Raw genomic sequence first — 26,117 nt, 5'->3', positions numbered from 1 at the left:
GCGCGCATTCAATGGGGGATCAGCGGGTGGCGGGCAGGGTGGCCGGCTGGGCCGCGCCCTGCTGCGATTCGAAGCTGAAGTTGCGCTCCACACCCAGGGTGCGGCGGCGCTCCTTCTTCTCGGCCTCGCTCAGGATCCAGACCTGCGTGATCTGGCCTTGGCGGTCCATCAGGTAGTTGACCGTGAGTTCGCGGTTCACCAGCGAGGCCGAGCGCAGGTTGCGGTTGCTTTCGTCGAGGATGCGCGCGCCGGGCGTGAGCCGGGTGACCCGGTCGTCCATCTCGACGTGGGGCGGCAGCTTGACGGTCAGGGTGCCGCGCAGGGCTTCCTTGGGGAAGCTGCGCACGCCGACCTGCGCGCCGGGCGCGGGGGCCGGCAGGACCGTGGTGGTCGTGGTGCTGGTGGTGGAGGCTTCGGACTGCGCTTGCGCGGCGCCCGCCAGGGCCAGCGAGGTCCCGATCGCCAGGGAGGTGAGACAGCGGTTCATGGTGTTGATCCAGAGGCTGAACGAAGTCGGCGATTGTCTCACGCGTGCGTTGCCGGGCTCACCGCCAGCGCACGGGCTCCAGGCTCACGCTGCCGCGCTCGCCGCTGAGCGTGAGCACGCCCTCGAGCACCGTGGCCTGCAGCTGCATGCTGCGCTCGGCCAGCGCCCCCAGCGCGGGCGCCGCGTCGGCCGGCAGGCGCCAGACCTGCAGCTTGTCCAGCCGCGTCAGCTTGTTCTCGATGCCGCGCCACCAGACCTCGGCCGCGGGGCCGAAGGCGTAGACGCGCACCGCGTCGGCCTGGCTGCAGGCCTTGGCCAGCGGCTTGTCCTCGGGCTGGCCGACCTCCACCCACAGGCGCTTGCGGCCGGTGAAGTCGGTCAGGTGCAGGTCGGGGTCGTCCGGGTCCGACAGGCCGGCGCCGAAGGCCAGGGTGCCGTCGCCGCCGCAGATGTCCACCAGCTCGTGCGCGTTCAGCGCCAGCGCGGCCAGGCGGACCATCATGCGCTCGTCGGTCTCGCTGGGGTGGCGGGCCAGGGTGAGGGCGTGGTCGGCGTAGTGGCCGTGATCGATGTCGGCGATCTGCAGGTGCGCCTTGAAAACGGTGGACTTGAGGGCCATGGCGGATCGGGCGGCGGGAATGAAAAAGGCGGGTCCCGTTGCCGGAACCCGCCTCGCTGGTCTGGTGGCGATAGGTGGACTTGAACCACCGACATCAGCATTATGAATGCTGCGCTCTAACCAACTGAGCTATATCGCCGAAGCCGCGCATTATAGCCCAAGCCGCGACGGCCTCAGGCGCCCTTGAAATCGGGTTTTCGCTTTTCCACGAAGGCCGCCATGCCTTCCTTCTGGTCGCGGGTGGCGAACATGGCGTGGAACAGGCGGCGCTCGAACATCACGCCGTCGGACAGTGAGCCCTCGAAGGCGCGGTTGACCGATTCCTTGGCCGCCAGCACGCTGGGCAGCGAGAAGCCGCAGATGATGAGCGCCGCGCCCAGGGCCTCGTCCATGAGCTTGTCGAGCGGCACCACGCGGCTGACCAGCCCGGCGCGCTCGGCCTCGGAGGCGTCCATCATGCGGCCGGTGAGCACCAGGTCCATGGCCTTGGACTTGCCCACGGCGCGCGGCAGGCGCTGCGTGCCGCCCGCGCCGGGGATGATGCCCAGCTTGATCTCGGGCTGGCCGAACTTGGCGTTGTCGGCGGCGATGATGAAGTCGCACATCATCGCCAGCTCGCAGCCGCCGCCCAGGGCGAAGCCGCTGACGGCGGCGATGACGGGCTTGCGCACCGAGCGGATCTGCTCCCAGTTGCGGGTGATGTAGTCGCCCTTGTAGACGTCGGCGAAGTCGTACGTGGCCATGGCGCCGATGTCGGCGCCGGCGGCGAAGGCCTTCTCGCTGCCGGTGACGATCATGCAGCCGATGTCCGGGTCGGCATCGAAGGCCTTGAGCGCGGCGCCCAGCTCGTCCATGAGCTGGTCGTTCAGCGCGTTGAGCTGCTTGGGCCGGTTCAGCGCGACGATGCCGACGCGCCCTTCGGTGCGCACGGTGATGCATTCGGGGGTGGTGCTCATGGGTCTCCTCGGTAGGGGTACGCGGTTTAACCAATCACTATAGCGTCAGGGAAAATATTAGCCGACCGATCGGTTGGTTAATGGTAAATTGCCGCCGACCCACCCAACGAGGAGACACGATGAGCGACACCACCGTGGTGTACGAGGAACGCGGGGCCGTGGCCCTGCTGACCCTCAACCGCCCCGAGGCCCTGAACAGCTTCACGCGCGCCATGCACCGCGACCTCTGGGCCGCGCTGGACCGCGCCGAGGCCCATGCGGCCATCCGCGCACTGGTCATCACCGGTGCGGGGCGCGGCTTCTGCGCCGGCGCCGACCTGGCGGAGTTCGACTTCGAGCCTGGCCCCGACCTGGTTCAGCGCGCCGACCCGGGGCCGGTGATCGAGCAGGCCTTCAATCCCACGGCGCGCCGCCTCATGGCGCTGCGCATGCCCACCATCGCGGCCGTCAATGGCGTGGCGGCGGGCGCGGGGGCGTCCCTGGCCATGTGCTGCGACATCGCCATCGCCGCGCCGGGTGCGAGCTTCATCCAGGCCTTCAGCAAGATCGGCCTGATCCCCGACGCCGGCGGCAGCTGGCTGCTGGTGGAGCGCCTGGGCCTGGCGCGCGCCATGGCCCTGGCCATGACGGGCGACAAGCTGCCCGCCCAGCAGGCCAAGGACTGGGGAATGATCTGGGACGTGGCCGAGGACTGCGTGGGCAGCGCGCTCACCCTGGCCGACAAGCTCGCGGCCATGCCGACCAAGGCCCTGGTGGCCACGCGCGGCCTGCTGCGCGAGGCCTCCACGCGTGGCTTCAGCCAGCAGCTCGATGCCGAGCGCGACACGCAGTCGGCCCTGGGCCGCACGCACGACTACATCGAGGGCGTGATGGCCTTCCGCGAGAAGCGTCCGGCGCGCTTCAAGGGGGAGTGATGACGCCCGAGCAACGCGCCGAGAAGGTCGGCACGACCATGTTCGCCAACGACGTGGCCAGCAAGGACACCATGGGCATGGAGCTGCTGGCCTGCGGCCCCGGCCGCGCCACCATGCGCATGGCCGTGAAGCCGCTGCACCTCAACGGCCACCAGATCTGCCACGGCGGCTTCATCTTCACCCTGGCCGATTCCACCTTCGCCTTCGCCTGCAACAGCCACAACCGCAACGCCGTGGCCGCGGGCTGCAGCATCGAGTTCCTGCGCCCCGCGCACGCGGGCGACGTGCTCACCTGCGAAGGCGTGGAACAGACGCTGTCGGGCCGCCATGGGATCTACGACATGAAGATCAGCAACCAGCGCGGCGAGGTGGTCGCCATGTTTCGCGGCAAGAGCGCGCAGATCCCCGGTCACGTGTTTCCCGAAGAGGACAAGGCATGAACAGCTTCCCCCTGGAACCCATCGAGAAGGCCAGCGTCGACGAGTTGCGCTCGCTGCAGCTCAAGCGCCTGCGCGCCACGCTGGCCCACGCCTACGCCAACTCGCCCGTCTACCGCGCCAAGTTCGACGCCGCGGGCGTGCACCCCGACGACTGCCGCTCGCTCGATGACCTGGCGAAGTTCCCCTTCACCACCAAGGCCGACCTGCGCGACAACTACCCCTTCGGCATGTTCGCGGTGCCGCGGGAGAAGTGCGCGCGCCTCCACGCCAGCAGCGGCACCACGGGCAAGCCCACGGTGGTGGGCTACACGCTGCGCGACATCGACACCTGGGCCACGGTGATGGCACGCAGCATCCGCGCCAGCGGCGCGCGCCCGGGCGAGCTGGTGCACGTGAGCTACGGCTACGGCCTGTTCACCGGTGGCCTGGGCGCGCACTACGGCGCCGAGAAGCTGGGCCTGACGGTGGTGCCCTTCGGCGGCGGCCAGACCGAGCGCCAGGTGCAGCTGATCCAGGACTTCCGGCCCGACATCATCATGGTCACGCCGAGCTACATGCTGGCCATTGCCGACGAGTTCGAGCGCCAGGGCCTGGACCCGCGCGACAGCAGCCTGCGCATCGGCATCTTCGGCGCCGAGCCCTGGACCAACGACATGCGGCTGGCGATCGAACAGCGCCTGGGGCTGGACGCGGTGGACATCTACGGCCTGTCCGAGGTCATGGGTCCCGGCGTGGCCAACGAGTGCGTGGAGACCAAGGACGGCCCGACCATCTGGGAAGACCACTTCTACCCCGAGATCATCCACCCCGAGACGGGTGAGGTGCTGCCCGACGGCGAACTCGGCGAGCTGGTCTTCACCAGCCTCACGAAAGAGGCGCTGCCCATCGTGCGCTACCGCACGCGCGACCTCACGCGCCTGCTGCCGGGCACGGCGCGCACCATGCGCCGCATGGAGAAGATCACCGGCCGCAGCGACGACATGATGATCGTGCGCGGCGTGAACGTCTTCCCCACGCAGATCGAGGAGCTCATCCTCAAGCACGCCGCGCTCACCGCGCACTACCAATGCGTGCTCACCCGCGAGGGCCCCCTGGACTGCCTGACGGTGCGCGTGGAAACACGGCCCGGCCTGGCGCCAGAGGCCGACGAGGCGCGTGGCGCCGCGCGTGAACTGCAGCACGATGTGAAGACCTTCGTGGGCACCAGCATCGAGGTGGTGCTGCTGCACGAGGGCGGCGTGGAGCGCAGCCAGGGCAAGGCCCGGCGCGTGATCGACCAGCGGCCGCGATGAATCGCACGGGCGGCGGCGGGTTTGTGGCGAATTGAGGTCAAACCCGCTGGTCACCGCCGGAGGGGATCGCTACATTCGCGGCCAAAGCCTGCCCAGCGAGCGATGGACAAACACCTGGTCTTCTCCAAAACGGAACAGGGCCGCGAGGCCCTGAGCAGCCGCCCCGCTGGCCTGGGGCCGCGCCTGCGTTCCCTGCTGATCATGGTGGACGGCAAGCGCAGCGTGGCCGACTTCGACAAGCTGCTGGGCGCCGACGCGGCCCCCCTGCTGGAACAACTGGCCGGGCAAGGCTGGGTGCAGGGCGAGGGGGCGGCGCCGGATGGTGTGGCCACCGGGGACGGCGTGGCCCCGGTCCCCGCGCCGGCGGATGCCGCGCCCGCGCTGCCCTTTGCGGAGGCGCGCCGCCTGGTGGTGCGCTTCGTGAACGACCAGCTCGGGCCCATGGGCGAGCCGCTGGCCCTGCGCATCGAAGGCTGCAAAACGCTGGCCGACCTGCAGGCCCTGCTGCCGCGCGTGCGCGACGGCCTGCTGAACTTCAAGAACGCCGCCACGGTCGCCCAGTTCGATCAGGACGTGGCCTCGCGCCTGTCCTGAGCGGCCCGCGCGGGCCCGGGCGCTCAGGCGTTCAGGCGTTCAGCCAGGCCGCCAGGCGCGCGGCGTCGTCCACGCCCAGGCGCAGCGCCAGTTGCTCTTCGGGCCAGTGCAGGGCCAGGCGCAGGATCTGCCGATCGCGGGAGACCAGGGCCGTGAGCCGGGGGCGCGCGCCGCGCAGGGCATCGACCTCGTCCAGGCGCGCCACGCGCCAGGCCTCGGCCGGCGCGCCGCGCCGCGCGGGCGCGAACTCCACGCCCAGCCACTCGTCCCCGGCCGCGAAGCCGGCCGCCTCGGCGGCGCCACCGCGCAGCACGGTCTTGATGTGCAGCGCGCCGCCGGCCTCGCCCACGCGCAGGCCCAGGCGCTGGGCCAGCGGCGCCGCGTCGTGCTGCACCTTGGCGCCGCGGGCCTTGAGCAGGCGCTCGGCCGGCAGCCCACTGGTGCCGTGCACCCAGTCGGCGAGTTCGGCCCCATAGGCCCGGCCGCCCACGCGGCGCAGCGCGGCGCGCACCTCGCTCTCGCGCAGGGGACCGCCATCGCAGCGGCGCCAGAGCTCGCGCATCACCTCGTCGAGCGAGCCCTGGCCTTCGTCGCGCAGCGTGAGGTCCAGGCACAGCGCCACCAGCGCGCCCTTGGTGTAGTAGCTCACCGTGGCGTTGGGCGTGTTCTCGCCCACGCGGTAGTACTTCACCCAGGCGTCGAAGCTGGCCTGGGCCACGCTTTGCAGCAGACGCCCGGGCGTCTGGTTCACCTGGTTGATGTTCTTGGCCACCAGCTGCAGGTAGGTGGCGTCGTCGATCAGGCCCGCGCGGCGCAGGAACAGGTCGTCGTAGTAGCTGGTGAAGCCCTCGAAGAACCACAGCAGCTCGGTGTAGTTCTCGGCGTCGTAGTCGTAGCGCGCGAATTCCGCCGGGCGCAGCCGCTTGACGTTCCAGGTGTGGAAGTACTCGTGGCTGATCAGGCCCAGCAGCGTGGTGTAGCCGTCGCTGGCCTTGAGCGCGCGGTCCTTGGCACCGGCGCGCGGCAGGTCGTTGCGCTGGCAGATGAGGGCGGTGCTGTTGCGGTGTTCCAGGCCGCCGTAGCCGTCGCCGCTGGCGTGCAGCATGAAGACGTAGCGCTCGAAGGGCGGCGCGCCGTCGCCGTGCCAGAAGGCGATCTGCGCCTCGCAGACGCGGCGCGTGTCCTCGATCAGGCGCTCGGTGTCGACCCAGCCGCCGGCGCCGGTGAGCACGAAGCGGTGCGGCACGCCGCCGGCCACGAACTCGGCGCTGAAGAAGCGGCCCAGCGTGAACGGGCAGTCGGCGAGCTCGTCGTAGTCGGTGGCGAGGTAGTCGCCGAAGCCGTGCTCATCGGTGCGCGCGGCGCCCAGGCCGCTGGCGGCCTGCCAGTCCTCGGGCGCGTTGCCGCGTTCCAGCGTGAGGGCGTGCGGCCGGTCTTCCAGGCCGAGCGCGCGCAGGCAGGTGCTGGTGGCGTTGAAGAAGCCGCGCGTGGCGTCCAGGAAGGCGGTGCGCACCGAGGCGTCGAAGGCGTAGACCTGGTAGCGCAGCTCCAGCGCCTGGCCGGCCGCGTTGTCGGCCTGCCAGCGGTGTTTGTCGAGCTGCTTGAGCGCCACCGCCTGACCGCCCTGGCGCGCGTCCAGGCCCTGCAGGTGCTGGGAAAACTCGCGCACCAGGTAGCTGCCCGGAATCCACACCGGCAGCGCGAAGCGCTGGCGGGCCGCGGGCCGCTCGACGGTCAGCGTGACGCTGAAGAGGTGGCTGTGCGGGTTGTCCACCGCGATGCGGTAGCGCACGGCGGCGGCCGTGTCGCGCGAGGGGCGGCGCCGTGTGGTGCTCATCGGCATACCTGCGCGCGGCGCGCTGCGGGGCGAGCCCCTTCGGACAGTCGTGCGGTGCTCATTTGGCCTTGGCGGTCTTGAGCAGGGTCTCCAGGCGCTCGGCGTCGACCGCGCCCGGCACGCGCGTGCCATCGACGAAAAAGATGGTGGGCGTGCCGTTGACGCGCAGTTCGCGGCCCAGGGCCACGTTGCGCTCCACGGCGGCGGTGTCGCAGCTGGCGTTGGGGATGGCGGTGCCGCGCAGCATCCAATCGGTGTAGGTCTTGCCCTTGTCCTTGGCGCACCAGATGGCCTGCGACTTCTTCACCGAGTCGGGGCCGAGGATGGGGTAGATGAAGACGTGGATGGTCACGTCCTCGACCTCGGCGAGCGTCTTCTCCAGCCGCTTGCAGTAGCCGCAGTTGGGGTCGCTGAAGACGGCGATCTGGCGCGTGCCCTTGCCGTGCACCACCTTGAAGGCGTCTTTCAGCGGCAGGCTGGAGAAGTCGACCGCGCCGAGTTTCTGCACGCGCTGTTCGGTCAGGTCGACGCGGCTGCGCGTGTCGAACATGGAGCCCTGGATCAGGTAGTTGCCCTCGCTGTCCGAGTAGAGGATTTCGGAGCGGTTGATGCGGATCTCCCAGAGGCCGGGGAAGGGCGTCTTGCTCACCTCCTCGATGGGCGGCAGGTTGGGCAGGCGCTCGGTGAGGTTCTTGCGGATGGCGGCTTCGTTGGCCGAGGCGGCGAAGGCCAGGCTGGCGAGCAGCGGCAGCCAGAGGGTCTTGAGCGGCAGTTTCATGGACGGGTCTCGTGGATCGGGAGTCGGTTCAGAGCGACAGGCCCATGGCCTGGCGCGCGAACCAGCGCTTGAGCGGGCCGCTGCGGTCGAAGCCGGCGAGCCCGCGGTTGCGCAGCAGCTGCACGCGTGGGTCGCTCAGGCCGAAGAGCGAGAACAGGCCGTCGGTGACGGCGGACATGGCCTGGACATCGGCCGCGCGGGCGCGCTCGTAGCGTCTGAGCAGTTTGGCGTCGCCGAGTTCGCGCCAGTATTCGCGGGCGTGCAGCACGCGGGCCAGTTCGGCGGCGTCGGCCAGGCCCAGGTTGAGCCCCTGGCCGGCCAGCGGGTGCACGGCGTGGGCGGCGTCGCCGGCCAGGGCCACGGCGCCCTGTTCGGTGTGGGTGAACCAGCGCCGCGCGCGCGACAGCTGCAGCGGCCAGGCCTGCGCCGGGCCCAGGGGCGTGAGGGTGCCCAGGGCCTGGGCGCAGCGCGCCTGCACGGCCTCGGCGAAGGCCGGGGCGTCGGCCTGGAGCCATTCGTCGGCCTGCGGGCCCGGCAGCGACCAGACCAGGGCGAGCTCGTGGCCGTCGGCGCCGCCCAGGGGCAGCAGGGCCAGCACCTCGCCGTGGGCGAACCACTGGCGCGCCACGCCGCCGTGCGGCCGTTCGGCGCGCAGCCGCGCGGCCACGGCCTTGTGGGGGTAGGCGTGGGTGTCGTAGTCGATGCCCAGGGCCTCGCGCGTGGCGCTGTGCCGGCCTTCGCAGACCACGGTGAGCCGGGCCGGCGGGGCCTCGGTCACCCGCTCCACGCCGGCCGCGAAGCCCACGGCATCGGCCAGGCGCTGCTCCAGCGCGGGCACGTCCACGATCCAGGCCAGGGCCTCGGCGCCCAACGCATCCGCGTCGAAGCGCAGCTGGCCGCCGTCGTCGCCCCAGACCTGCATGGCGCGCACCGGGGTCACGGCGCCGGGCACGGCGTCGGGCCAGGCGCGCAGCGAGACGAGCAGGTCGCGCGAGGCCTTGTTGAGGGCGTAGGCGCGCACGTCCTGGGCGCGCGGGGGGGTATCGGGAGCCACCAGGGCGACGCGCAGGCGGTCCTGCGCGAGCAGCAAGGCCAGGGCCTGGCCCACCACGCCGGCGCCGCGGATGGCCACGTCGGCGCGCCGGGGGGAGGAAGAAGGGGACATGGCGGGATTCTAGGAGCGCGGCACAATCCGTCGTTTCGCCGATACCGATACCCTCATCCACCATGAGCGACACCGCCGACGTGCAAGCCACCATCGAGCAACTCTGGATCTACCCCATCAAGTCCTGTGCGGGGGTGCGCCTGGAGGAGGCCGAGCTGACCGACACCGGGCTGCTCTACGACCGCGCCTGGATGGTGGTGGACGAACAGGGCGGGTTCGTGACGCAGCGCGAACTGCCGCGCATGGCGCTGATCCAGCCCAGCTTCAAGATGGGGCAGCTGGTGCTGCGGGCCCCGGGCATGCTCTCGCTGCACCTGGCGCTGGACGCGGCCGAGGAGCCGGCCACCGTGCGCGTGTGGAGCGACACCGTGCAGGCCTACGACATGGGCGATATCGCGGCCCAGTGGTTCAGCGATTTCCTGGGGCCGGACGCGCCCGGGCCGCTCAAGCGGCTGCGCCTGGCGCGCTTCGACCCCGAGGTGCGCCGCCCCAGCGACCCCGAGTGGACCGGCGGCCGCGAGGCCGGCACCCAGTTCGCCGACGGTTTTGCGCTGCTGCTGACCAGCGCGGCCTCGCTCGACGAGCTCAATGCCCGCCTGGTGGGCGACGGCCACGCGCCGGTGGACCAGCGCCGCGTGCGGCCGAACATCGTGCTCGGCGGTCTGCAGGCGCACGACGAGGACCGCGTCGGCGCCCTGCGCATCGCCGCCGAGGGCGGCGATGCGGTGATCGAGCCCGTCAAGCCCTGCGCGCGCTGCTCGATCCCGGACGTCGACCCCGATGCCGGGCAACCCGGCCACGCCGTGGGCGATGCGATGCGCAGCTACCGGGCCGACCCGCGCATGGACGGGGCCATCACCTTCGGCATGAACGCCATCGTGCTCGAAGGCGATGGCCGGGTGCTGCGCGTGGGGCAGCGCGTCAGCGCCGACTGGCGCTTCGACTGAGCCCGGCCCCGGCGCCGAACATCGCGCCCGCCGCTGCGCCCTGTTGAACGATGGCGCCACGCGGCGCCGCCACCGCGCCCTGGGCGCAAGAGTTCAACCGCCGGCCTGCTCTTTCGCGTAGCGCGCCAGAACGGCCGCCAGTTGGCCCAGGTCGCGCCGCACCGTGGCGAAGCCGGCGTTTCGCTCGCGGCTGACCTCGTCCATGTAGATGGGCCGGCGGATCTCGATCTGCAGGCTGTGGCGCCGCCGCGCGGGCTGGCCGATGCGCGCGATCAGTTGCACGCCCTTGTACGGGTCGTTGCGGGCCACGGAGTAGCCGCGCGCGCGCAGTTCGCGCTCCACCAGGTCGACGAAGGCCGGCTCGCAGGTGCTGCCGTCGCGGTCACCGAGCACGAAGTCCGCCAGCGGGCGTGGGCTGCGGATGCCCAGCCGCTCGTAGGCGTCGTTGGGCATGGAGTGCAGGTTCAGGTGCCAGACCGCGCCGAAGCGTTCGGCGGTCTCGTCGATGCAGCGCGACAGGGCCGCGTGGTAGGGGCGGTAGCAGCGCTCGATGCGCGCCCGCACCTCGGCCACCGTGAGGCGGCGGGCGTAGATGGGGGTGCCGGCGTCGATGTTGCGCCAGACCAGGCCATAGCCCAGGCGGCTCTTCTCGCTGGGGTTCAGCGGGGTGGGCCAGGGGCCGTCGAGCAGGGCCGGGTCGAGGTCGTCCTCCGTGCGGTTGCAGTCCAGGTAGGTGCGCGGGAAGTGGGCCGCCAACAGGCTGCCGCCCACCTCGGGCACGGCGGCCCACAGCGCGTCCACGTGGGTGTCCTCGCCGCGCCGCAGCAGCGCCCGGGGCACCGCGTGGTCGTAGTCGGCCGGGTAGTCGGTGCCACTGTGCGGGGAGTCGCAGACCAGGGGCACGGCCGGCGCCACGGGCGCGTGCAGCGTGAAGGGCGGGGCGATCGGCATCGGCCTCAGTCCAGGGAGATCTTGGCCATCTTCGCCACGCGCTCGTAGCGCTCCAGGGCCTGCTGGATCTGCTGGGCGAAGGCCTCGGGCGTGCCAGGGATCAGGGTGGCGCCCGACTCCTCCATCTTCTTCACGAACTCGGGGTGCTTCATGGCCTTGTGCAAGGCGGCGTTGAGCCGGGCGACCACCTCGGGCGGCGTGCCGGCCGGCGCGACCACGCCGAACCAGCCGCCGTTGCCCATCTGGGGAAAGCCGAGTTCGCCGTAGGTGGGCACGTCCGGCAGCGCGGGCGAGCGCTTGTCGCTCAGCACCGCCAGCGCGCGCAGCTTGCCGGCCTGGATGTTCGGCAGCGCCGAGGGCAGGTTGTCGGTGATGGCGGTCACCTGGCCCGACATGGCGTCGGTCATGGCCTGGCCGGCGCCTTTGTAGGGCACGTGCAGCAGGTCCATCTTCGCCAGGGCCATGAAGTGCTCGATGTTGGCGTGGCCCAGCGAACCGATGCCAGGCGAGGCGAAGCTGTACTTGCCAGGATTGGCCTGGACCAGGGCGATGAACTCCTTCATGGTCTTGGCTGGCGTGCCCGGGTGCACCGCGAACACGCTGGGCGTGGTGGCCACGTTGGTGATGGGCGCGAAGTCCTTCTGGGCGTTGTAGCGCAGCTTGCTGCCATAGACCGCCGGGTTGCTGCCGTGCGTGCTGACCGTGGCCATGCCCAGGGTGTAGCCGTCGGCCGGCGCGCGGGCGACGAACTCCATGCCGGTGGAGCCACCGGCGCCGGCCTTGTTCTCCACCACGATGGATTGGCCCAGCTCGCGGCTGCCGTATTCGGCCACCAGGCGTGCGGCCAGGTCGGTCGAGCCGCCGGGGGCGAAGGGCACGATCAGCTTGACCGGGCGGTTCGGGTACGGGGCCTGGGCCTGGGCGCTGGCCAGTACCAGCGCGGCGCTCAGGGCCAGGGCGGCGCGCAGCAGGGCGGGGATGGGGGGCATGAACGGTCTCCTCCTTCAGGGATGGGAGCCGCAGCGTAGGGAGGCGGCCCGCACGGAGCAAACGACTTTTTCGGCCGGGGTGATGACATGATGTAATCGTTTGCATGCGCATACGAAGCCCTTCGCTGGTCGAGCTGCACGCCTTTCTGGGCGTGGCCCGCCACGGCAGTTTCCGCCGCGCGGCCGACGATCTCTGCGTGACCCAGGCCGCGGTGAGCCGCGCGGTGGCCCGGCTGGAAAGCCACCTGGGCGTGCAACTGCTGGATCGCGCCGCCACCGGGGTGCGACTGACCCCGGCGGGCAGCGAGCTGCGCGGCCAGGTGGAGGCGCCCGTGGCGGCGCTGGAAGCCGCCGCCGGCCGGGTTCGCAACCGCCCCGAGGCCCTGCGCCTGCGATTGTCCGTGGTGCCCAGCCTGGGCAATCTCTGGCTGCTGCCGCGCCTGGAAGATTTCCGCCACCAACACCCGGACATCGACATCGAGTTCCGCCAGTACCACCACGACGAGGACTTCACCCGCGCCGACGTGGACCTGTGGCTGGCGCTCAAGACCGGGGCGCGCCAGCGCTGGCCCCGGCAGGTGGCGGCGCAGTACCTCGTGGGCCGCGAGCTCGTGGCGGTGTGCGCACCCGCGCTGGCGCAGGGCGTGGTGGGCGCGGACGCGCTGCTGGCCCTGCCCAAGCTCTACCACAGCAACTACCGGGACAACTGGGCGCTGTGGGCCGAGGCCGTGGGCACCCGGCTGCCCGCGCACTGGCGCGGCACGGGCTTCGACCTGGTGATGAACCTGATCGAGGCGGCCCGCTCGGGCATGGGCGTGGCCGTGGTCCAGCGCTGCATGGTGCAGGGTGAGCTGGCGGCCGGCCGGCTGCTCATGCCGGTGCCCGGCAGCGCCACCACCGAGCGCGGCTACTACCTGTGCCGCCCGCGCACCGCCCCCGCCTCGGCGGCGGTGGAGGCCTTTGCCCGCTGGGTGCGCGGGCAGGCCGGCCGGTCCGGGGCCTGAACACCCCCGCTCAGTACAATCGGCACCCATTTCCCCCTGGCAGAACGAGGGCCGCGCCCTCGGCAAGCCGCAACTCCCCCACCCACGTCATGAGCTTGAAATGCGGCATCGTGGGCCTGCCCAACGTGGGCAAGTCCACGCTCTTCAACGCCCTCACCAAGGCCGGCATCGCGGCCGAGAACTACCCGTTCTGCACCATCGAGCCCAACACGGGCGTGGTCGAGGTGCCCGATCCGCGCCTGGCGCAACTGGCCGCGATCGTCAAACCCGAGCGCATCGTGCCGGCCATCGTGGAGTTCGTGGACATCGCCGGCCTGGTGGCGGGCGCGAGCACCGGCGAGGGCCTGGGCAACAAGTTCCTCGCGCACATCCGCGAGACCGACGCCATCGTCAACGTGGTGCGCTGCTTTGAAGACCCGAACGTGATTCACGTGGCCAACAAGGTCGACCCAATCGCCGACATCGAGGTCATCCAGACCGAGCTCTGCCTGGCCGACCTGGCCTCGGTGGAAAAGGCCATTCACCGCATCAGCAAGACCGCGCGCTCGGGCGACAAGGAGTCGATCAAGCAACTGGCCATCCTGGAGAAATGCCAGGCCGCGCTCAACGACACCCAGCCGGTGCGCACCATCGATTTCAGCAAGGAAGAACAGGCGCAGCTCAAGCAGTTCTTCCTCATCACGGCCAAGCCCGCGATGTTCGTGGCCAACGTGTCGGAAGACGGCTTCGAGAACAACCCGCTGCTCGACCGCCTACAGGCCTTCGCCGCCAAGCAGAACGCGCCCGTGGTTGCCATCTGCGCCAAGATCGAGGCCGAACTCTCCGAGATGGACGACGCCGACCGGCTCGAATTCCTCAAGGAGCTGGGGCAGGAAGAGCCCGGCCTGAACCGCCTGATCCGCGCCGCCTACCAGCTGCTGGGCCTGCAGACCTACTTCACCGCCGGCGTGAAAGAGGTGCGCGCCTGGACCATCCACGCCGGCGACACCGGCCCCCAGGCCGCGGGCGTGATCCACACCGACTTCGAGAAGGGTTACATCCGCGCCCAGACCATCGCCTTCGACGACTACATCGCGCACGGTGGCGAGCAGGGCGCGAAGGAGGCGGGCAAGATGCGCGCCGAAGGCAAGGAGTACGTCGTCAAGGACGGCGACGTGATGAACTTCCTGTTCTCGGGCTGAAGGCTGCGGCCGCTGTCCCCCAAGAAAAAAGGGCCCCGAGGGGGCCCTTTGTCATTGCGCCGGTGGCGTGCCCCGGGCAGCCCCGTCATCGGCTGGCGTGTCGCCGGCCCCGGGCGACTGGCGCAGAAAGGCCATGAGCCGGCTCAGCTCCGATTGCAGCTGGGGGTCGGCCGCCGCTGCGTCGGGCAGGTGGCGGCTGCGCATCAGGGCCACGGTGGCGTCGCGGCGGGCCTGGCGGCGGGCAAGGTGGTCCAGCAGCCATTCGCGGCGGGCGGCGTCGCGCGCGTTGGCCGTCACCGTGGACGCCCCACCGGGCCGGCGGAAGATCAGGTGCCCCTGGGGCGCGGCGGCCCGGTGGGCGGCGCCCGCCTCATCGGTGGCGGGCGCGGCGGTCGCGTCGTCGGAGGTGGGCGTGGGGGTGGACATGCGAGGTGCCTCAGGGATGTTGAAACGGGCGTTCGTTCGTGGGCGCGAGACCGGTTCAGGCGCGCGTGAGCATCGCGCTGGGGATCTTCGGGGCTTCGCCGTCGGCCGCGGCGGCGCTTTCAATGTACATGGACCACAGCAGGCGCAGGCCCTCCAGCCGCAGCATCTCGTTGGCCAGCACGATGTGCCGGCTCGACTCGTCTTGCGGGAACACGTCGTTGATCAGGAGCAGGTTCTCGTCCTCGTCGTCCTTGGCCAGGCGCATGCTGCCCAGTTCGCCCCACAGCAGGTTGAAGGTGAGGGCGGCCGAGTGCACCTTGGCGCGCGCCTCGGGCGCCGGTTCGCCCAGTGCGGTGGTGAGCACCAGGCGCAGCGGGTGCTGGGCCCACTCGACCACGCATTCGCCGCCGGTTTCGAAATGCACCAGCCAGGTGGCCTCGCGCAGTTCCACCACGGCCTCGACGGCCTCGCTGTGCTCGGCGGCGGCCACCAGACAGGCAGCGGCTTCTTCGGGGGTGCGGAGTTCGGTCATGGGGCCTCGGCGGACGGTGGCTGGGGATGTGCTGCCTTGAGTGGCCAGGCCCGCCGAGGCGTTCCCCCGGCGGGGGACTAGGTCGATGGGCCGGGTGGGGCGACCTGGGCGGCGGGCGCCGGGCGCGACACCCCGCCCGCCCACACGCTCAGGGCGATGGCCGTGGCCGCCACCACCAGGCCCACGGTGTGCAGGCTCAGCATGTGCCCTTGGGCGATCATCAGCCCGCCCAGCGCGGCCCCGAGCGCCTGCCCGCTGTACATGGCCGAACTGTTCAAAGCCACCGTCGCCGGCGCCAGGGCGGGCGACAAATGCACCAGCCGCGCCTGCTGCGCCGAGTTGGCCGAGAAGCAGCCCAGCGCCCAGGGCACCAGCACCAGCGCCTGCAGCCAGACCGAGGCGCGGCCCAGCGGCCACAGCAACAGCGTCAGCGCGATCAGGCTCAGGGTGATGAGCACCGCGCGCGGCGCGCCGATGCGGTCGATGGAGCGCGACACCAGCACGTTGCCCAGCAGGCCGAAGGCGCCGAACCACAGGAACAGCAGCGACAGCCCGGCGCCGTTCAGCCCGTGCGTCTGCGCGAAGTAGGGCGCAAAGTACGAGAACAGCGTGAATTGCGAGAAGGCCGAGAGCAGGGTTACGCCCACCGCCATCATGAGCGGCGCCGAGCCCAGGGTGCGGCCCCAGGCCTCGCGCGACAGCGCAGCGGGCCGCACGCCGTCGGGCATGGCGCGCCAGACCCAGAGGCTGACCAGCCAGGCCGAAACCGCCACCAGGCCGAAGGCCCAGCGCCAGCCCCAGGCCCCGCCGATCCAGGCGGCCAAAGGCATGCCCATCACCGACGCCACCGACCAGCCCAGAAACACGAAGGTGATGCCGCGCCCGCGCTGCTCGGGCGGCACCAGCAGGCCCACGCAGGCCGCGGCCTGCGGCGTGAACACGGCGGGCGAGATCACCGCCAGCACGCGCAGGGGCATGAGGGTGGCGTAGTTGGGCGCCAGCGCGCAGGCCGCGTGCAGCAGGCCGTACCAGATCAGCGAGCCCGTCAGCAGGCGCCGCCGGTCCCAGCCCGCCACCAGGCCGGCGAACAGCGGCGCGCCCAGGCCCATGAGGATGGCGGCGGCCGTGATCAGTTGCCCCGCCTGCGGCACCGAAATGCCCAGCGACTGGCTGATGTCGTTCAGCGTGCCGGGCACCACCATGACCCCCGTGCCGATGACGAGGTTGCCGATCATGAGGGCCCACAGGATGGGGGCGGACGGATCGCGTCTCACAAGGACAGCCCTTCGGGAAACACCCACAGCAGCGCGGCCGTCATGCTGAGGTAGCGCGCGAACTTGCCGATGGCCATATAGGCCACGCAGGGCCAGAACGGAAAGCGCAGCCAGCCGGCCACGGCGCACAGCGGATCGCCCACCACGGGCAGCCAGCTCAGCAGGCAGGCCTTGGGGCCGAAGCGCTCCAGCCAGCGCAGGGCGCGCAGCTCGGTGCTGTTGCCGCGCGCCCGGTCCACCAGCCGGTGCGTGCCCAGGCCCATGGCCCAGCTCACGGCGCCACCCAGCGTATTGCCGGCCGTGGCCACCAGCACGGCGGGCCAGAACAACTCGGGGTTGAGTTTGATGAGCCCGAAGACGGCAGGCTCGGAGCCCATGGGCAGCAGCGTGGCCGAGACGAAGGCCACCACGAAGACGGTGGTCAGCCCGACCTCAGGCAGGGCGAGCAGTTGGGCGAGGTGCTGGAACCAGGGGGGCATGGGCGCGGCGGGTGGGCCGCGCGGATTCTGTCACCGATCCAGAGACCCGCGCGCCGCCTCGGCTGGCGCGCGGGAGGGTGAACCATGCGGCGGACGGGGACTCATTGGCCCGACTTTGACGGTGACCGCTTCCACCAGGAGTTGGATAGCTGTCGGGTCACCCGCTGCAGGCGCGACGGTTTCTCATCCGTCGGCTCCTGGGGGTTCGTGGACTGCGTCGCTCTGCCGCTGGGGATCGCCGGGACCGAGAAAGCCCGCTGCCGGTCAGGAGCCGGGTCGCCGAGGCCGTAGCCCATGGACTTGGACCCCATGGGCTTGGGTTGGCGTCCTTCTTCCATCTGCACCAACAGGTTCTCCAACTCCTCGTCCACCAGCCGCCGCAGCGCGTCCGTGTGTTCCTCTGTGTCGGGAGCGGGTCCGCGCCTCGGGCTGTTGACGAACGAGGTCACCGACTCCAGGCCGGGCAAAGACGTTTGCCGCGCTTCCATGTCGTTCAGGAAATCCTCGACTTGATCGTCGAAGCTCCCCACCGGATCGGTTGGCGCTGCTTTTTCGCTGGGCCCTGCGCTGACGAGCGGGGGCATCGGCACGTCTGGCTTGGAGGTCCTTTCATCGCCGCTGTCGATGGGGCTTCCTTTGATCCGGTATTGGCCCAGCTGGCCGAGTGGCCGGCGAATGGGCATCCCGGGTGGCGTGGGGGCGTTGCGCTTGCCGATCTGCGTTCTTGCATCGACACGCGGTTTCTGGGCGGGCAGGGGGGCGCCAGGTGGCTGGTCGAGGCGGTGCGGGCGGCTCCAGTGCTGGAGCACGGTGCGCAGTTGGGCGTCGTCGCGCGCCAGCAAGGCGAGCGCCGATTGGTGGTTGGCCATCGAGGGGCTTTCCGAATCCGCCAATGCCTTGGCCGCGGCCAGCAGCGTTTCTCCCAGGTCCAGCAAGAACACGCTGTCTGGCGTGGGCAGGCCGGCGGGCAGCTGCCCGTCGGCCACGGCGCCCAGAAGATCGCGGGCGGCGGCGGTCAGGTCGCCGATCAGTTGCTCAAAGCAGGCCGCGTAGCCTTCGCAGCAGGTGCGCATTTCGCGAAGGTCGCCGTCGGACTGCGCCCGCTTGAGCGCCTGCAGGGCGTCGCTGCAGCTCTGCAGCAGGGTCTGGACATGCCGGGAAAAACGCAGTGGGGTGAAGGCCTCTTCGATGTCCTGCGGGCACGCCAGGCCCTCCCACACGTCTTGCAACTGCCTGGCCCGATGCCCATCGGGGCTATCAATTGCCGTTTGAAGGATTTGCAGCAGGGGCGCCAACTGGCCGAGTGCACCCGCCTGCGGGTTGGCCGGTGGGGGCCCTGCATCGGGCTCCCCTCGCGAGGCCTTGCCGGCGGCGTCGCGGTAGGCGTCCGACAGGGTTTGGGCGTTGTGGGCCATATGGTCTGGCGCCAGCACCGGGGTCGAGGGGCGTTGCGGGGGCTGTTGTCGCTGGTCATCGAACCGTTGCCTGTAGGCCTCATCGGCGCTTCGGGCCCGCGCCGCGGCGTCGCTGCATTGGTGCAGCTGGCGCTGCAGCATGTCCTGGTAGATGTTGAGGGCTTCCTGCACCGGCAGGCCCTTGCCAAGGGGTTGCTGAAGGAGTTGCTCCAGTTGCTGCCGGCCCTGCTTCGCGATCTCGGGGCTCAAGCTGTGCCGGTACATGTCCAGCGTCTTGAGGAGGAAGTTCAGCGCCTGCGTGCTTCCCTCCGCGAATTGCCGCCGATGGCTGAACGGGTTCAACACTCTGCCGAGCAGGCCACCGCGCCGGGCTTTCAGGTCGTCGACAGTGTCCGGGTTCAGCGTCTGGTTCTCGCGAAGGGACAACACGGCACCGGGGTGCTTCTTGTTGATCTTGTGGAGCCTGTCGACAACCGGCTGCAGGGGATGCTGGCCGGTGGGCGGGCGCTTCGTACCGGATGAGGCTTTCATGTCGGGGTCACCTTGAGAGCGCGCCAGAGGGCTGCGGTTGCTCGATTGCCGCGGCCCAGCAAGGTGATGGACTGCATGCGACACCTGGGTTGCGAGGGCGTGCAAGGGGTTCCGTGCCGTTGCCAGGCCATATGGCCGATGGTTGGGGGCGGGCCCTGGCGCGGCGGGCGCATGCGGTGGTGCCGGCAGACGCTTCGTCTGCTGAAAATTTGAGCAGATACAATCCGCCCTCCGCCGCCGGCCCGTCCCCGGCGTCCCCCTCCGAACCCGCCGTCCAGCCAGTTCCGCCACGCCATGCAGATCGGGGCCCACGTCCTGCCCAATGCCCTGTTCGTCGCGCCCATGGCCGGGGTGACGGACCGGCCGTTCCGCAAGCTGTGCAAGCGGTTGGGCGCGGGCTACGCGGTGAGCGAGATGGTGACCAGCCGGCGCGAGCTCTGGGACAGCCTCAAAACCTCGCGCCGCGCCAACCACGAGGGCGAGTCCGCGCCCATCGCCGTGCAGATCGCGGGCACCGACCCCCAGTCGATGGCCGACGCCGCCCGCTACAACATCGACCGCGGCGCGCGCATCATCGATATCAACATGGGCTGCCCGGCCAAGAAGGTCTGCAACAAGTGGGCCGGCAGCGCGCTCATGCAGGACGAGGCGCTCGCCATCGGCATCGTCGAGGCCGTGGTGCGGGCCTGCGAGCCGCGGGGCGTGCCGGTCACGCTCAAGATGCGCACCGGCTGGTGCGCCGCGGTGCGCAACGCGCCGGTGCTGGCCCTGGCCGCCGAGCGCGCGGGCGTGCAGATGCTCACGGTGCACGGCCGCACGCGCGAGCAGGGCTACAAGGGACAGGCGGAACACGACACCGTGGCCCACATCAAGAGCCTCGTGCGCATTCCGGTGGTGGCCAACGGCGACATCGATTCCCCCGAGGCCGCGCGCGAGGTGTTGCGGCGCACCGGCGCCGACGCCGTCATGGTCGGCCGCGCGGCGCAGGGGCGGCCGTGGATCTTCCGCGAGATCGCGCACTTCCTGGCCACGGGCGAGCACCTGCCGCCGCCCGCGCTGTCGCAGGTGAAGGGCTGGCTGCTCGACCACCTGGACGACCACTACGACCTGTACGGCGAAGACACCGGCGTGCGCAGCGCGCGCAAGCACCTGGGCTGGTACGTGCAGTCGCTGGCCCTGCCCGCGGGCGAGGCCGCGCGTTTTCGCGCGAGCGTCAACGCCACCCACACCATCGATGACCAACGCCGTGTCGTCAGCCAGGCCTTCGATGCCTGGATGGCCGCGGACTTCGGCGATCGCGCCGATTGGAAGCTGGCCGCATGAAAAAGACGAATCCGCTGGACGAGTGCATCCGCGACAGCCTCGAGGGCTACTTCCGCGACCTCGATGGCACCGAGCCCGCCCACCTTTACGACATGCTGGTGAAAGCGGTGGAGCGTCCCCTGCTCGAGGTGGTGATGGCCCAGGCCCAGTACAACCAGTCGCGCGCCGCGCAGTGGCTGGGCCTGAACCGCAACACCCTGCGCAAGAAGCTGCTCGACCACGGCCTGCTCGACTGAATCCCCAACCTCTCCCTTTCTTTCCCATGCGTGCCCTTATTTCCGTTTCCGACAAGACCGGCATCGTCGACCTCGCCCGTTCGCTGCACGCCCTCGGCGTGACCTTGTTGTCCACCGGCGGCACCGCCAAGCTGCTGGCCGAGCAGGGCCTGCCCGTCACCGAGGTGGCCGAGGTGACCGGCTTTCCCGAGATGCTCGACGGCCGCGTGAAGACGCTGCACCCCAAGGTGCACGGCGGCCTGCTGGCGCGGCGCGACCTGCCCGAGCACATGGCCGCGCTGCGCGAGCACGGCATCCAGACCATCGACATCCTGGTGGTGAACCTCTACCCCTTCGAGGCCACGGTGGCCAAGGCCGGCTGCACGCTGGCCGACGCGATCGAGAACATCGACATCGGCGGCCCGGCCATGGTGCGCAGCGCCGCCAAGAACTGGAAGGACGTGGCCGTGCTCACCGACGCCTCCCAGTACGCGGGTGTGGTCGAGGAGCTGCGGGCCAGCGGCAAGCTCAGCGACAAGACGCGCTTCGGCCTGTCGGTGGCGGCGTTCAACCGCATCAGCAACTACGACGGCGCGATCAGCGACTACCTGTCGTCCATCGAGTTCGACGCGGCGGACGAGGTGCCGAGGCGCAGCGCCTATTCGGCCCAGGCCAATGGCCGCTTCATCAAGCTGCAGGACCTGCGCTACGGCGAGAACCCGCACCAGACGGCCGCCTTCTACCGCGACCTGTACCCCGCGCCGGGCTCGCTGGTCACCGCGAAGCAGCTGCAGGGCAAGGAGCTCTCGTACAACAACATCGCCGACGCCGACGCCGCCTGGGAATGCGTCAAGAGCTTCGACGAGCCGGCCTGCGTCATCGTCAAGCACGCCAACCCCTGCGGCGTGGCCATTGGCGGCGGCCCGCTGCAGGCCTACCAGAAGGCCTTCCAGACCGACCCGACCAGCGCCTTCGGCGGCATCATCGCCTTCAACCGCCCGCTCGACGGCGCGGCGGCCGAGGCGATCAGCAAGCAGTTCGTCGAGGTGCTGATGGCGCCGGGTTACTCGCCCGAGGCGCTGGCCGTGTTCAAGGCCAAGGCCAATGTGCGCGTGCTGCAGATCGATCTGCCGCCCGGCGGCCCCACGGCCTGGGACAAGGGACTGAACCTGTCCGACGTGAAGCGCGTGGGCTCGGGCCTGCTGATCCAGTCGGCCGACAACCACGTGCTCAAGCGTGAGGACCTGAAGGTGGTGACGACGCTGCAGCCCACGCCGCAGCAGCTCGAAGACCTGCTGTTCGCCTGGAAGGTGGCCAAGTTCGTCAAGTCCAACGCCATCGTCTTCTGCAAGGACGGCATGACCATGGGCGTGGGCGCGGGCCAGATGAGCCGCCTCGACTCGGCGCGCATCGCCAGCATCAAGGCGGGCCACGCGAATCTCTCGCTGCAGGGCACGGCGGTGGCCAGCGACGCCTTCTTCCCGTTCCGCGACGGTCTGGACGTGGTGGTCGACGCCGGCGCCAGCTGCGTGATCCAGCCCGGCGGCTCCATGCGCGACCAGGAGGTCATCGACGCCGCGAACGAGCGCGGCGTGGCGATGGTGTTCTCGGGCGTGCGGCATTTTCGCCACTGACCCCCGCAGCGGCCTGGGGGCCGCTTCCCCCCTTTCAGGGGGCGTCGCCCGCGGCCCGGCAAAGCCGGTTCCGCGGCGACGCTCGACACGTCACGCCACTCGAGGCAGCGTCTTGAACACCTCGCTGGCCGCCGCCACGGTGTCGGCGATGTCCTGCTCGCTGTGGGCCGCGCTCACGAAGCCGGCCTCGTACAGCGCGGGCGCGATGTAGACGCCGCGGTCGAGCAGGCCGTGGAAGAGGGCGTTGAACCGGGCGCCCTCGGTCTTCATGACGGCCTGGTAGTTCTGCGGCAGCCCCGGCATGAGAAAGAAGCCGAACATGCCGCCCTCGGCGTCCACGCTGAAGGGCACGCCGGCCTGGTCGGCCGCGGCCTTCAGTCCGTCGACCAGCTGGCGCGTGCGCGCCGACAAGGCCTCGAAGAAGCCGGGCCGGCGGATCTCGGCCAGGGTGGCCAGGCCGCAGGCCGTGGCCACCGGGTTGCCCGACAGCGTGCCGGCCTGATAGACCGGACCCAGCGGCGCGAGCTGCTCCATCACGGCGCGCTTGCCGCCGAAAGCCGCCAGCGGCATGCCGCCGCCGATGACCTTGCCCATCACCGTCATGTCGGGCTCGAAGCCGGGGAGCTGGCGGGCGTAGACGCTCTGCGCGCCGCCCAGGGCCACGCGAAAACCCGTCATGACCTCGTCGAACACCAGCAGGGCGCCGTGCCGGGTGCACAGCTCGCGGCAGCGCGCCATGAAAGGCAGGCTGGCGCGCACGAAGTTCATGTTGCCGGCGATCGGTTCGATCATCAGGCAGGCGATGTCGGCGCCGTGCTCGGCGAAGGCGGCGTCAAGCTGTTCGAGGTTGTTGTACTCAAGCACCAGGGTGTGCTGCACCACCTCGGGCGGCACGCCCGCGCTGGTGGGGTTGCCGAAGGTGGCCAGGCCCGAGCCGGCCTTGACCAGCAGGGCGTCCGCGTGGCCGTGGTAGCAGCCCTCGAACTTGATGATCTTGCGCCGGCCGGTGGCGCCGCGCGCCAGCCGGATCGCGCTCATGCCGGCCTCGGTGCCCGAGCTGACCAGGCGCACCATCTCCAGGCTGGGCACCAGGGCCACGATGGCCTCGGCGAGCTCGACCTCACGCTCGGTGGGGGCGCCAAACGAGAAACCGTCGAGCGCGGCCGTTTGCACCGCTTCGAGCACGGCGGGGTGGCCGTGGCCGAGGATCATCGGGCCCCAGGAGCCGATGTAGTCGATGTAGCGCTGGCCATTGGCGTCCCAGAAGTGGGCGCCTTGCGCGCGCTGCACGAAACGCGGCGTGCCGCCGACGGCGCGGAAGGCGCGCACCGGGGAATTGACGCCGCCGGGGATCAGGGTCTTGGCGCGCTCGAACAGGTCCAGGTTGCGGTCGGGCATGGGTCGGTCAGTGTCGGGTGGTGTCCAGGGGGAAATCGCCCGCGTCCAGCGCGCTGTCGGGCGGCGCGGGATCGGTGGCGGACTCGTCGGTGGCCTCGGCGTCCTCTTCGTGGGCCCAGAACAGGCGGTCGGGCACCGCGTGGCCCATGCCGGGCTGGAAGCCGGCGTCCAGGCACTGGTCCAGGTAGGTCAGGGCCTCGGCGCAGGCGGTCTGCAGGTCGGCCCCGCTGGCGATGAGGGCGCACAGCGCGGCCGACAGCGTGTCGCCGGCGCCGGCGAAGGTGGCCTCGAAGCGCTCGTAGCGGGCCGTGGCGAGCACGGTCTCGGGCGAGGCCAGGTGGCTTTCCAGGTGCTGGTCGGCCGCGTTGAAGCCGGTCACCAGGGTGTAGGGCACGCCGTGCACCGCAGCGGCGCGGGCGACGTCGCGTGGTCCCGGCGGACGGTCTCCCTCCCACTCGGGCAGCAGCCAGCGGCACAGGGTGCTGTGGTTGCCCACCAGCACGGTGGTCTGCGGCAGCAACAGCTCGGTGCAGGCGTCCAGGTAGTTCTCGATGTCGAGTTCGTCCCACCAGGACAGGTCGGGCATGTAGGTGATCACCGGCACTTCGGTGTAGTCGCTGGTGATCTGGGCCACGGCGCTCAGGTTCTCGGGCGTGCCCACGAAGCCGACCTTGATCGCCCGCACGGGCATGTCCTCGAGCGCGCAGCGCGCCTGATCGACCACCGCCTCTTCGTCGAGGCTGAAGTGGTCGCGGATCGCGGAGGTGTCGCGCACGTAGGCGCCGGTGACGACCGGCAGCACGTGCGCCGACGCGCTGGACATGGCCGTCAGGTCTGCGCTCAGGCCGCCCGCCCCACTCGGGTCGTTGGCGTTGAAGCTCATCACGCAGGGCAGGGGGGATTCGCCCGGGGCCGTGGCCTCGCGGACGACGGAGGAATCGTCGGGATCGGACATGGTGGGGGGATTGTGCGGCCTGCGCGGGCCCGCAGGCACTGTGGTGCGGGGGCCTCTGGCGCCGTCCACTCGCCTGTGAAATGACACCGCAGAGCGCTTGAACGGGCTGGATACAATCCTTGCATTCTACGATACAGACCACAAAAACCATGAGCGACAGCAAGACTTGGATGTGCCTGATCTGCGGCTGGATCTACGACGAAGCAGCAGGAGCACCCGAGCACGGCGTACCTGCCGGCACCCCCTGGGCCGACGTTCCGATGAACTGGACCTGCCCCGAGTGTGGCGCCCGCAAGGAAGATTTCGAGATGGTTCAAATCTGAGCGGACGGTGGCCAGGGGGCCGTCGATCCGTTGTCCGGGGTCCGGGCGGCACCGCCGCATCGGGCCCGATAGTGGTTGAGGAGCCCGTCCATCGTGAGTGCAACGCCTGCCCTGAAGGTTCTCGTCGTCGACGACAGCAACACCATCCGGCGCAGCGCCGAGATTTTTCTCAAGCAAGGCGGCCATGAAGTGCTGCTGGCCGACGATGGCTTCGACGCCCTGGCCAAGATCAACGACTACCAGCCCGACCTGATCTTCTGCGACATCCTGATGCCGCGGCTGGACGGCTATCAGACCTGCGCGATCATCAAGCGCAACGCCCGCTTCGCCAGCATCCCGGTCGTCATGCTCTCGTCCAAGGACGGCGTGTTCGACAAGGCCCGCGGCCGCATGGTCGGCTCGCAGGACTACCTCACCAAACCCTTCACCAAAGACCAGCTGCTGCAGGCCGTGCAGCAGTTTGGCGCCCATCTCAACGTCAACGGAGTTGCCTGATGCCCATCCACAAGATCCTCGTCGTCGATGATTCGAAGACCGAGCTGCTGGTCCTGTCGGATCTGTTGACCAAAAATGGCTACACGGTGCGCACCGCCGAGAATGCGGACGAGGCCTTCCGTCGTCTCGGGGAGGAAAAGCCTGATCTCATTCTGATGGACGTGGTGATGCCCGGCCAGAATGGCTTTCAGCTGACCCGCGCCATCACGCGCGATCCTCAGTATTCGAGCATCCCCATCGTCATGTGCACCAGCAAGAACCTGGAGACGGACCGCGTGTGGGGCATGCGCCAGGGGGCCCGCGACTACGTCACCAAACCGGTCAACGGCGAAGAACTGCTTTCCAAGATCCGAGCGCTGGCCTGAGGCCGGTGCCCGAACCGCACCAGCATGGCCAAACGACAGTCGCTGAAGGAGCTCCAGGAACGGCTGGCCCAGCGCCTCACGGCAGCGAAGACCGAAGCGCTGACCGCGACCTGGCTGGCCATCGAGGCCGGCGGTCGCCGCTACCTGTTGCCGCTGGTGCAGTCCGGCGAGATTTTTCCGTGGTCGGCGGTGCAGGGGGTGCCGTACACCAAGCCCTGGTACCTCGGCGTCGCCAACCTGCGCGGTGGCTTGCATGGCGTGATCGACCTGGCTGGCCTGGTGCAGGGGACCGCTCGCGGCGCGGGGCGCGCCACAGAGCGGATCACCTCCGAGTCGCGGCTGGTGAGCCTGCACGGCGCCCTCGGCCTGAACGCGGTGTTCTGGATCGATCGCCTGCTGGGCCTGCGCAATCCCGGCGCGTTCAGCGCCTTGGGCGAGCGCCCGGCGGACGCGCCCGGCTACATGACACGCGTTCTGGTGGACGCACAGGGGCAGGATTGGCAGGAACTCGACCTGCAGCTGCTCGTGAGCGAACCCGAATTCCTGGCCATCGCGGCCTGACGGCGCCCCACCCGGCACCCGACGTTTTTGTTCACCC

The 26,117-nt window shown here is 70.3% G+C and carries 29 protein-coding genes and 1 tRNA gene; 14 read left to right on the top strand and 16 right to left on the bottom strand.

The genetic code is table 11. From position 1 onward, the window contains the following. Positions 1-19: 19 nt before the first annotated feature. From JNX00_RS17045 to JNX00_RS17030, 4 genes are all read right to left on the bottom strand, one after another. Positions 20-487, bottom strand: a complete 468-nt coding sequence (locus tag JNX00_RS17045; RefSeq protein WP_139146909.1) for a hypothetical protein — start codon at positions 485-487, stop codon at positions 20-22. A gap of 58 nt (positions 488-545) precedes the next feature. Beyond that, positions 546-1,106 (bottom strand): YaeQ family protein, encoded by a 561-nt coding sequence (locus tag JNX00_RS17040; RefSeq protein ID WP_070397307.1) that lies wholly within the window; start codon positions 1,104-1,106, stop codon positions 546-548. A gap of 62 nt (positions 1,107-1,168) precedes the next feature. After that, a tRNA-Met gene (locus JNX00_RS17035) sits at positions 1,169-1,245 on the bottom strand. Positions 1,246-1,279: 34 nt separating this feature from the next. Beyond that, positions 1,280-2,062, bottom strand: coding sequence for an enoyl-CoA hydratase (locus JNX00_RS17030; protein ID WP_204742965.1), 783 nt, complete (start codon positions 2,060-2,062; stop codon positions 1,280-1,282). A gap of 119 nt (positions 2,063-2,181) precedes the next feature. On the opposite strand from JNX00_RS17030, the gene JNX00_RS17025 reads away from it, so the two are divergent. The 4 genes from JNX00_RS17025 (at position 2,182) to JNX00_RS17010 (ending at position 5,302) form a co-directional block, all read left to right on the top strand. Beyond that, a complete protein-coding gene (locus tag JNX00_RS17025) occupies positions 2,182-2,976 on the top strand; it encodes an enoyl-CoA hydratase-related protein (RefSeq protein WP_070397309.1) in 795 nt (264 codons plus the stop codon). Beyond that, entirely contained in the window at positions 2,976-3,416 is a 441-nt protein-coding gene (gene paaI, locus JNX00_RS17020) for a hydroxyphenylacetyl-CoA thioesterase PaaI (protein WP_204742964.1), read from the top strand. The genes JNX00_RS17025 and paaI overlap by 1 nt, the downstream gene beginning before the upstream one ends. Further along, positions 3,413-4,708, top strand: coding sequence for a phenylacetate--CoA ligase PaaK (gene paaK / locus JNX00_RS17015; protein WP_204742963.1), 1,296 nt, complete (start codon positions 3,413-3,415; stop codon positions 4,706-4,708). Before paaI ends, paaK begins: the two co-directional genes overlap by 4 nt. A 102-nt stretch (positions 4,709-4,810) precedes the next feature. Then, a complete protein-coding gene (locus JNX00_RS17010) occupies positions 4,811-5,302 on the top strand; it encodes a hypothetical protein (RefSeq protein ID WP_204742962.1) in 492 nt (163 codons plus the stop codon). Between the two features lie 31 nt (positions 5,303-5,333). Here JNX00_RS17010 and JNX00_RS17005 read toward each other — a convergent pair whose 3' ends face one another. From JNX00_RS17005 to JNX00_RS16995, 3 genes are read right to left on the bottom strand one after another with little or no spacing between them, the layout of a single operon-like run. Then, complete coding sequence (locus JNX00_RS17005; protein WP_204742961.1) at positions 5,334-7,139, bottom strand: M61 family metallopeptidase; 1,806 nt, start codon at positions 7,137-7,139, stop codon at positions 5,334-5,336. A gap of 58 nt (positions 7,140-7,197) precedes the next feature. Next, entirely contained in the window at positions 7,198-7,917 is a 720-nt protein-coding gene (locus JNX00_RS17000) for a DsbC family protein (protein ID WP_204742960.1), read from the bottom strand. Between the two features lie 28 nt (positions 7,918-7,945). Beyond that, complete coding sequence (locus tag JNX00_RS16995) at positions 7,946-9,082, bottom strand: FAD-dependent monooxygenase (protein ID WP_204742959.1); 1,137 nt, start codon at positions 9,080-9,082, stop codon at positions 7,946-7,948. 62 nt (positions 9,083-9,144) lie between these two features. Here JNX00_RS16995 and JNX00_RS16990 point away from each other — a divergent pair, with 62 nt between their 5' ends. Next, positions 9,145-10,029 carry an MOSC N-terminal beta barrel domain-containing protein gene (locus JNX00_RS16990; RefSeq protein ID WP_070397316.1) on the top strand — a complete coding sequence of 295 codons (885 nt, stop codon included), beginning with the start codon at positions 9,145-9,147 and terminating at the stop codon, positions 10,027-10,029. Between the two features lie 93 nt (positions 10,030-10,122). Here the strand turns inward: JNX00_RS16990 and JNX00_RS16985 are convergent, their stop codons facing one another. Together JNX00_RS16985 and JNX00_RS16980 are read right to left on the bottom strand one after the other, a co-directional pair. Then, complete coding sequence (locus JNX00_RS16985; RefSeq protein WP_070397317.1) at positions 10,123-10,980, bottom strand: N-formylglutamate amidohydrolase; 858 nt, start codon at positions 10,978-10,980, stop codon at positions 10,123-10,125. A gap of 5 nt (positions 10,981-10,985) precedes the next feature. Beyond that, positions 10,986-11,969 carry a tripartite tricarboxylate transporter substrate binding protein BugE gene (locus JNX00_RS16980; protein WP_070397318.1) on the bottom strand — a complete coding sequence of 328 codons (984 nt, stop codon included), beginning with the start codon at positions 11,967-11,969 and terminating at the stop codon, positions 10,986-10,988. A 104-nt stretch (positions 11,970-12,073) separates the two neighbouring features. Here JNX00_RS16980 and JNX00_RS16975 point away from each other — a divergent pair, with 104 nt between their 5' ends. After that, positions 12,074-12,973 (top strand): LysR substrate-binding domain-containing protein, encoded by a 900-nt coding sequence (locus JNX00_RS16975; RefSeq protein ID WP_070397319.1) that lies wholly within the window; start codon positions 12,074-12,076, stop codon positions 12,971-12,973. An 89-nt stretch (positions 12,974-13,062) separates the two neighbouring features. Continuing rightward, positions 13,063-14,154, top strand: a complete 1,092-nt coding sequence (gene ychF, locus JNX00_RS16970) for a redox-regulated ATPase YchF (protein WP_070397320.1) — start codon at positions 13,063-13,065, stop codon at positions 14,152-14,154. A gap of 51 nt (positions 14,155-14,205) precedes the next feature. Here the strand turns inward: ychF and JNX00_RS16965 are convergent, their stop codons facing one another. From JNX00_RS16965 to JNX00_RS16945, 5 genes are all read right to left on the bottom strand, one after another. Next, a complete protein-coding gene (locus JNX00_RS16965) occupies positions 14,206-14,580 on the bottom strand; it encodes a hypothetical protein (RefSeq protein WP_204742958.1) in 375 nt (124 codons plus the stop codon). A 55-nt stretch (positions 14,581-14,635) separates the two neighbouring features. Then, positions 14,636-15,112, bottom strand: a complete 477-nt coding sequence (locus tag JNX00_RS16960; protein WP_070397322.1) for a type III secretion system chaperone — start codon at positions 15,110-15,112, stop codon at positions 14,636-14,638. A 77-nt stretch (positions 15,113-15,189) separates the two neighbouring features. Continuing rightward, the gene (locus JNX00_RS16955) at positions 15,190-16,347 is read right to left on the bottom strand and encodes an MFS transporter (RefSeq protein WP_070397323.1); all 1,158 of its coding nucleotides are present in this window, start codon (positions 16,345-16,347) and stop codon (positions 15,190-15,192) included. A gap of 35 nt (positions 16,348-16,382) precedes the next feature. Beyond that, positions 16,383-16,865 carry a YqaA family protein gene (locus JNX00_RS16950; RefSeq protein WP_070397324.1) on the bottom strand — a complete coding sequence of 161 codons (483 nt, stop codon included), beginning with the start codon at positions 16,863-16,865 and terminating at the stop codon, positions 16,383-16,385. Positions 16,866-16,966: 101 nt separating this feature from the next. After that, positions 16,967-18,811, bottom strand: coding sequence for a hypothetical protein (locus JNX00_RS16945; RefSeq protein ID WP_204742957.1), 1,845 nt, complete (start codon positions 18,809-18,811; stop codon positions 16,967-16,969). Positions 18,812-19,105: 294 nt separating this feature from the next. On the opposite strand from JNX00_RS16945, the gene dusB reads away from it, so the two are divergent. From dusB to purH, 3 genes are read left to right on the top strand one after another with little or no spacing between them, the layout of a single operon-like run. Continuing rightward, positions 19,106-20,134: a tRNA dihydrouridine synthase DusB gene (gene dusB / locus JNX00_RS16940; RefSeq protein ID WP_070397326.1), complete on the top strand. Its 1,029-nt coding sequence runs from the start codon at positions 19,106-19,108 to the stop codon at positions 20,132-20,134. Next, a complete protein-coding gene (locus JNX00_RS16935; RefSeq protein ID WP_070397327.1) occupies positions 20,131-20,370 on the top strand; it encodes a Fis family transcriptional regulator in 240 nt (79 codons plus the stop codon). Before dusB ends, JNX00_RS16935 begins: the two co-directional genes overlap by 4 nt. 26 nt (positions 20,371-20,396) lie before the next feature. After that, a complete protein-coding gene (gene purH, locus JNX00_RS16930) occupies positions 20,397-21,983 on the top strand; it encodes a bifunctional phosphoribosylaminoimidazolecarboxamide formyltransferase/IMP cyclohydrolase (RefSeq protein WP_204742956.1) in 1,587 nt (528 codons plus the stop codon). A 90-nt stretch (positions 21,984-22,073) separates the two neighbouring features. Here the strand turns inward: purH and hemL are convergent, their stop codons facing one another. Both hemL and JNX00_RS16920 read right to left on the bottom strand, forming a co-directional pair. Next, positions 22,074-23,381 (bottom strand): glutamate-1-semialdehyde 2,1-aminomutase, encoded by a 1,308-nt coding sequence (gene hemL / locus JNX00_RS16925; RefSeq protein WP_204742955.1) that lies wholly within the window; start codon positions 23,379-23,381, stop codon positions 22,074-22,076. A 7-nt stretch (positions 23,382-23,388) separates the two neighbouring features. Next, complete coding sequence (locus tag JNX00_RS16920; protein WP_070397330.1) at positions 23,389-24,336, bottom strand: bifunctional hydroxymethylpyrimidine kinase/phosphomethylpyrimidine kinase; 948 nt, start codon at positions 24,334-24,336, stop codon at positions 23,389-23,391. A gap of 149 nt (positions 24,337-24,485) precedes the next feature. On the opposite strand from JNX00_RS16920, the gene JNX00_RS16915 reads away from it, so the two are divergent. The 4 genes from JNX00_RS16915 (at position 24,486) to JNX00_RS16900 (ending at position 26,080) form a co-directional block, all read left to right on the top strand. Continuing rightward, positions 24,486-24,659, top strand: coding sequence for a rubredoxin (locus tag JNX00_RS16915; protein WP_083292799.1), 174 nt, complete (start codon positions 24,486-24,488; stop codon positions 24,657-24,659). 93 nt (positions 24,660-24,752) lie between these two features. Then, positions 24,753-25,154, top strand: a complete 402-nt coding sequence (locus tag JNX00_RS16910; protein ID WP_175442774.1) for a response regulator — start codon at positions 24,753-24,755, stop codon at positions 25,152-25,154. Then, a complete protein-coding gene (locus JNX00_RS16905) occupies positions 25,154-25,519 on the top strand; it encodes a response regulator (protein ID WP_070397331.1) in 366 nt (121 codons plus the stop codon). Before JNX00_RS16910 ends, JNX00_RS16905 begins: the two co-directional genes overlap by 1 nt. 24 nt (positions 25,520-25,543) lie before the next feature. Then, positions 25,544-26,080, top strand: coding sequence for a chemotaxis protein CheW (locus JNX00_RS16900; protein WP_070397332.1), 537 nt, complete (start codon positions 25,544-25,546; stop codon positions 26,078-26,080). The last annotated feature ends 37 nt before the right edge of the window (positions 26,081-26,117 follow it).

This window comes from Hydrogenophaga sp. YM1 (assembly GCF_016903055.1).
GTDB lineage: Bacteria > Pseudomonadota > Gammaproteobacteria > Burkholderiales > Burkholderiaceae_C > Hydrogenophaga > Hydrogenophaga borbori.
Note: the sequence above shows the minus strand (reverse complement) of the source record. Positions and strands in the feature narration are given on the sequence as shown.

Excerpts from the sequence above, each read along its gene's own strand:
- JNX00_RS17045 (WP_139146909.1), bottom strand. The coding sequence starts at position 487 with ATGAACCGCTGTCTCACCTCCCTGGCGATCGGGACCTCGCTGGCCCTG.
- JNX00_RS17040 (WP_070397307.1), bottom strand. The coding sequence starts at position 1,106 with ATGGCCCTCAAGTCCACCGTTTTCAAGGCGCACCTGCAGATCGCCGAC.
- JNX00_RS17030 (WP_204742965.1), bottom strand. The coding sequence starts at position 2,062 with ATGAGCACCACCCCCGAATGCATCACCGTGCGCACCGAAGGGCGCGTC.
- JNX00_RS17025 (WP_070397309.1), top strand. The coding sequence starts at position 2,182 with ATGAGCGACACCACCGTGGTGTACGAGGAACGCGGGGCCGTGGCCCTG.
- paaI (WP_204742964.1), top strand. The coding sequence starts at position 2,976 with ATGACGCCCGAGCAACGCGCCGAGAAGGTCGGCACGACCATGTTCGCC.
- paaK (WP_204742963.1), top strand. The coding sequence starts at position 3,413 with ATGAACAGCTTCCCCCTGGAACCCATCGAGAAGGCCAGCGTCGACGAG.
- JNX00_RS17010 (WP_204742962.1), top strand. The coding sequence starts at position 4,811 with ATGGACAAACACCTGGTCTTCTCCAAAACGGAACAGGGCCGCGAGGCC.
- JNX00_RS17005 (WP_204742961.1), bottom strand. The coding sequence starts at position 7,139 with ATGAGCACCACACGGCGCCGCCCCTCGCGCGACACGGCCGCCGCCGTG.
- JNX00_RS17000 (WP_204742960.1), bottom strand. The coding sequence starts at position 7,917 with ATGAAACTGCCGCTCAAGACCCTCTGGCTGCCGCTGCTCGCCAGCCTG.
- JNX00_RS16995 (WP_204742959.1), bottom strand. The coding sequence starts at position 9,082 with ATGTCCCCTTCTTCCTCCCCCCGGCGCGCCGACGTGGCCATCCGCGGC.
- JNX00_RS16990 (WP_070397316.1), top strand. The coding sequence starts at position 9,145 with ATGAGCGACACCGCCGACGTGCAAGCCACCATCGAGCAACTCTGGATC.
- JNX00_RS16985 (WP_070397317.1), bottom strand. The coding sequence starts at position 10,980 with ATGCCGATCGCCCCGCCCTTCACGCTGCACGCGCCCGTGGCGCCGGCC.
- JNX00_RS16980 (WP_070397318.1), bottom strand. The coding sequence starts at position 11,969 with ATGCCCCCCATCCCCGCCCTGCTGCGCGCCGCCCTGGCCCTGAGCGCC.
- JNX00_RS16975 (WP_070397319.1), top strand. The coding sequence starts at position 12,074 with ATGCGCATACGAAGCCCTTCGCTGGTCGAGCTGCACGCCTTTCTGGGC.
- ychF (WP_070397320.1), top strand. The coding sequence starts at position 13,063 with ATGAGCTTGAAATGCGGCATCGTGGGCCTGCCCAACGTGGGCAAGTCC.
- JNX00_RS16965 (WP_204742958.1), bottom strand. The coding sequence starts at position 14,580 with ATGTCCACCCCCACGCCCACCTCCGACGACGCGACCGCCGCGCCCGCC.
- JNX00_RS16960 (WP_070397322.1), bottom strand. The coding sequence starts at position 15,112 with ATGACCGAACTCCGCACCCCCGAAGAAGCCGCTGCCTGTCTGGTGGCC.
- JNX00_RS16955 (WP_070397323.1), bottom strand. The coding sequence starts at position 16,347 with ATGATCGGCAACCTCGTCATCGGCACGGGGGTCATGGTGGTGCCCGGC.
- JNX00_RS16950 (WP_070397324.1), bottom strand. The coding sequence starts at position 16,865 with ATGCCCCCCTGGTTCCAGCACCTCGCCCAACTGCTCGCCCTGCCTGAG.
- JNX00_RS16945 (WP_204742957.1), bottom strand. The coding sequence starts at position 18,811 with ATGAAAGCCTCATCCGGTACGAAGCGCCCGCCCACCGGCCAGCATCCC.
- dusB (WP_070397326.1), top strand. The coding sequence starts at position 19,106 with ATGCAGATCGGGGCCCACGTCCTGCCCAATGCCCTGTTCGTCGCGCCC.
- JNX00_RS16935 (WP_070397327.1), top strand. The coding sequence starts at position 20,131 with ATGAAAAAGACGAATCCGCTGGACGAGTGCATCCGCGACAGCCTCGAG.
- purH (WP_204742956.1), top strand. The coding sequence starts at position 20,397 with ATGCGTGCCCTTATTTCCGTTTCCGACAAGACCGGCATCGTCGACCTC.
- hemL (WP_204742955.1), bottom strand. The coding sequence starts at position 23,381 with ATGCCCGACCGCAACCTGGACCTGTTCGAGCGCGCCAAGACCCTGATC.
- JNX00_RS16920 (WP_070397330.1), bottom strand. The coding sequence starts at position 24,336 with ATGTCCGATCCCGACGATTCCTCCGTCGTCCGCGAGGCCACGGCCCCG.
- JNX00_RS16915 (WP_083292799.1), top strand. The coding sequence starts at position 24,486 with ATGAGCGACAGCAAGACTTGGATGTGCCTGATCTGCGGCTGGATCTAC.
- JNX00_RS16905 (WP_070397331.1), top strand. The coding sequence starts at position 25,154 with ATGCCCATCCACAAGATCCTCGTCGTCGATGATTCGAAGACCGAGCTG.
- JNX00_RS16900 (WP_070397332.1), top strand. The coding sequence starts at position 25,544 with ATGGCCAAACGACAGTCGCTGAAGGAGCTCCAGGAACGGCTGGCCCAG.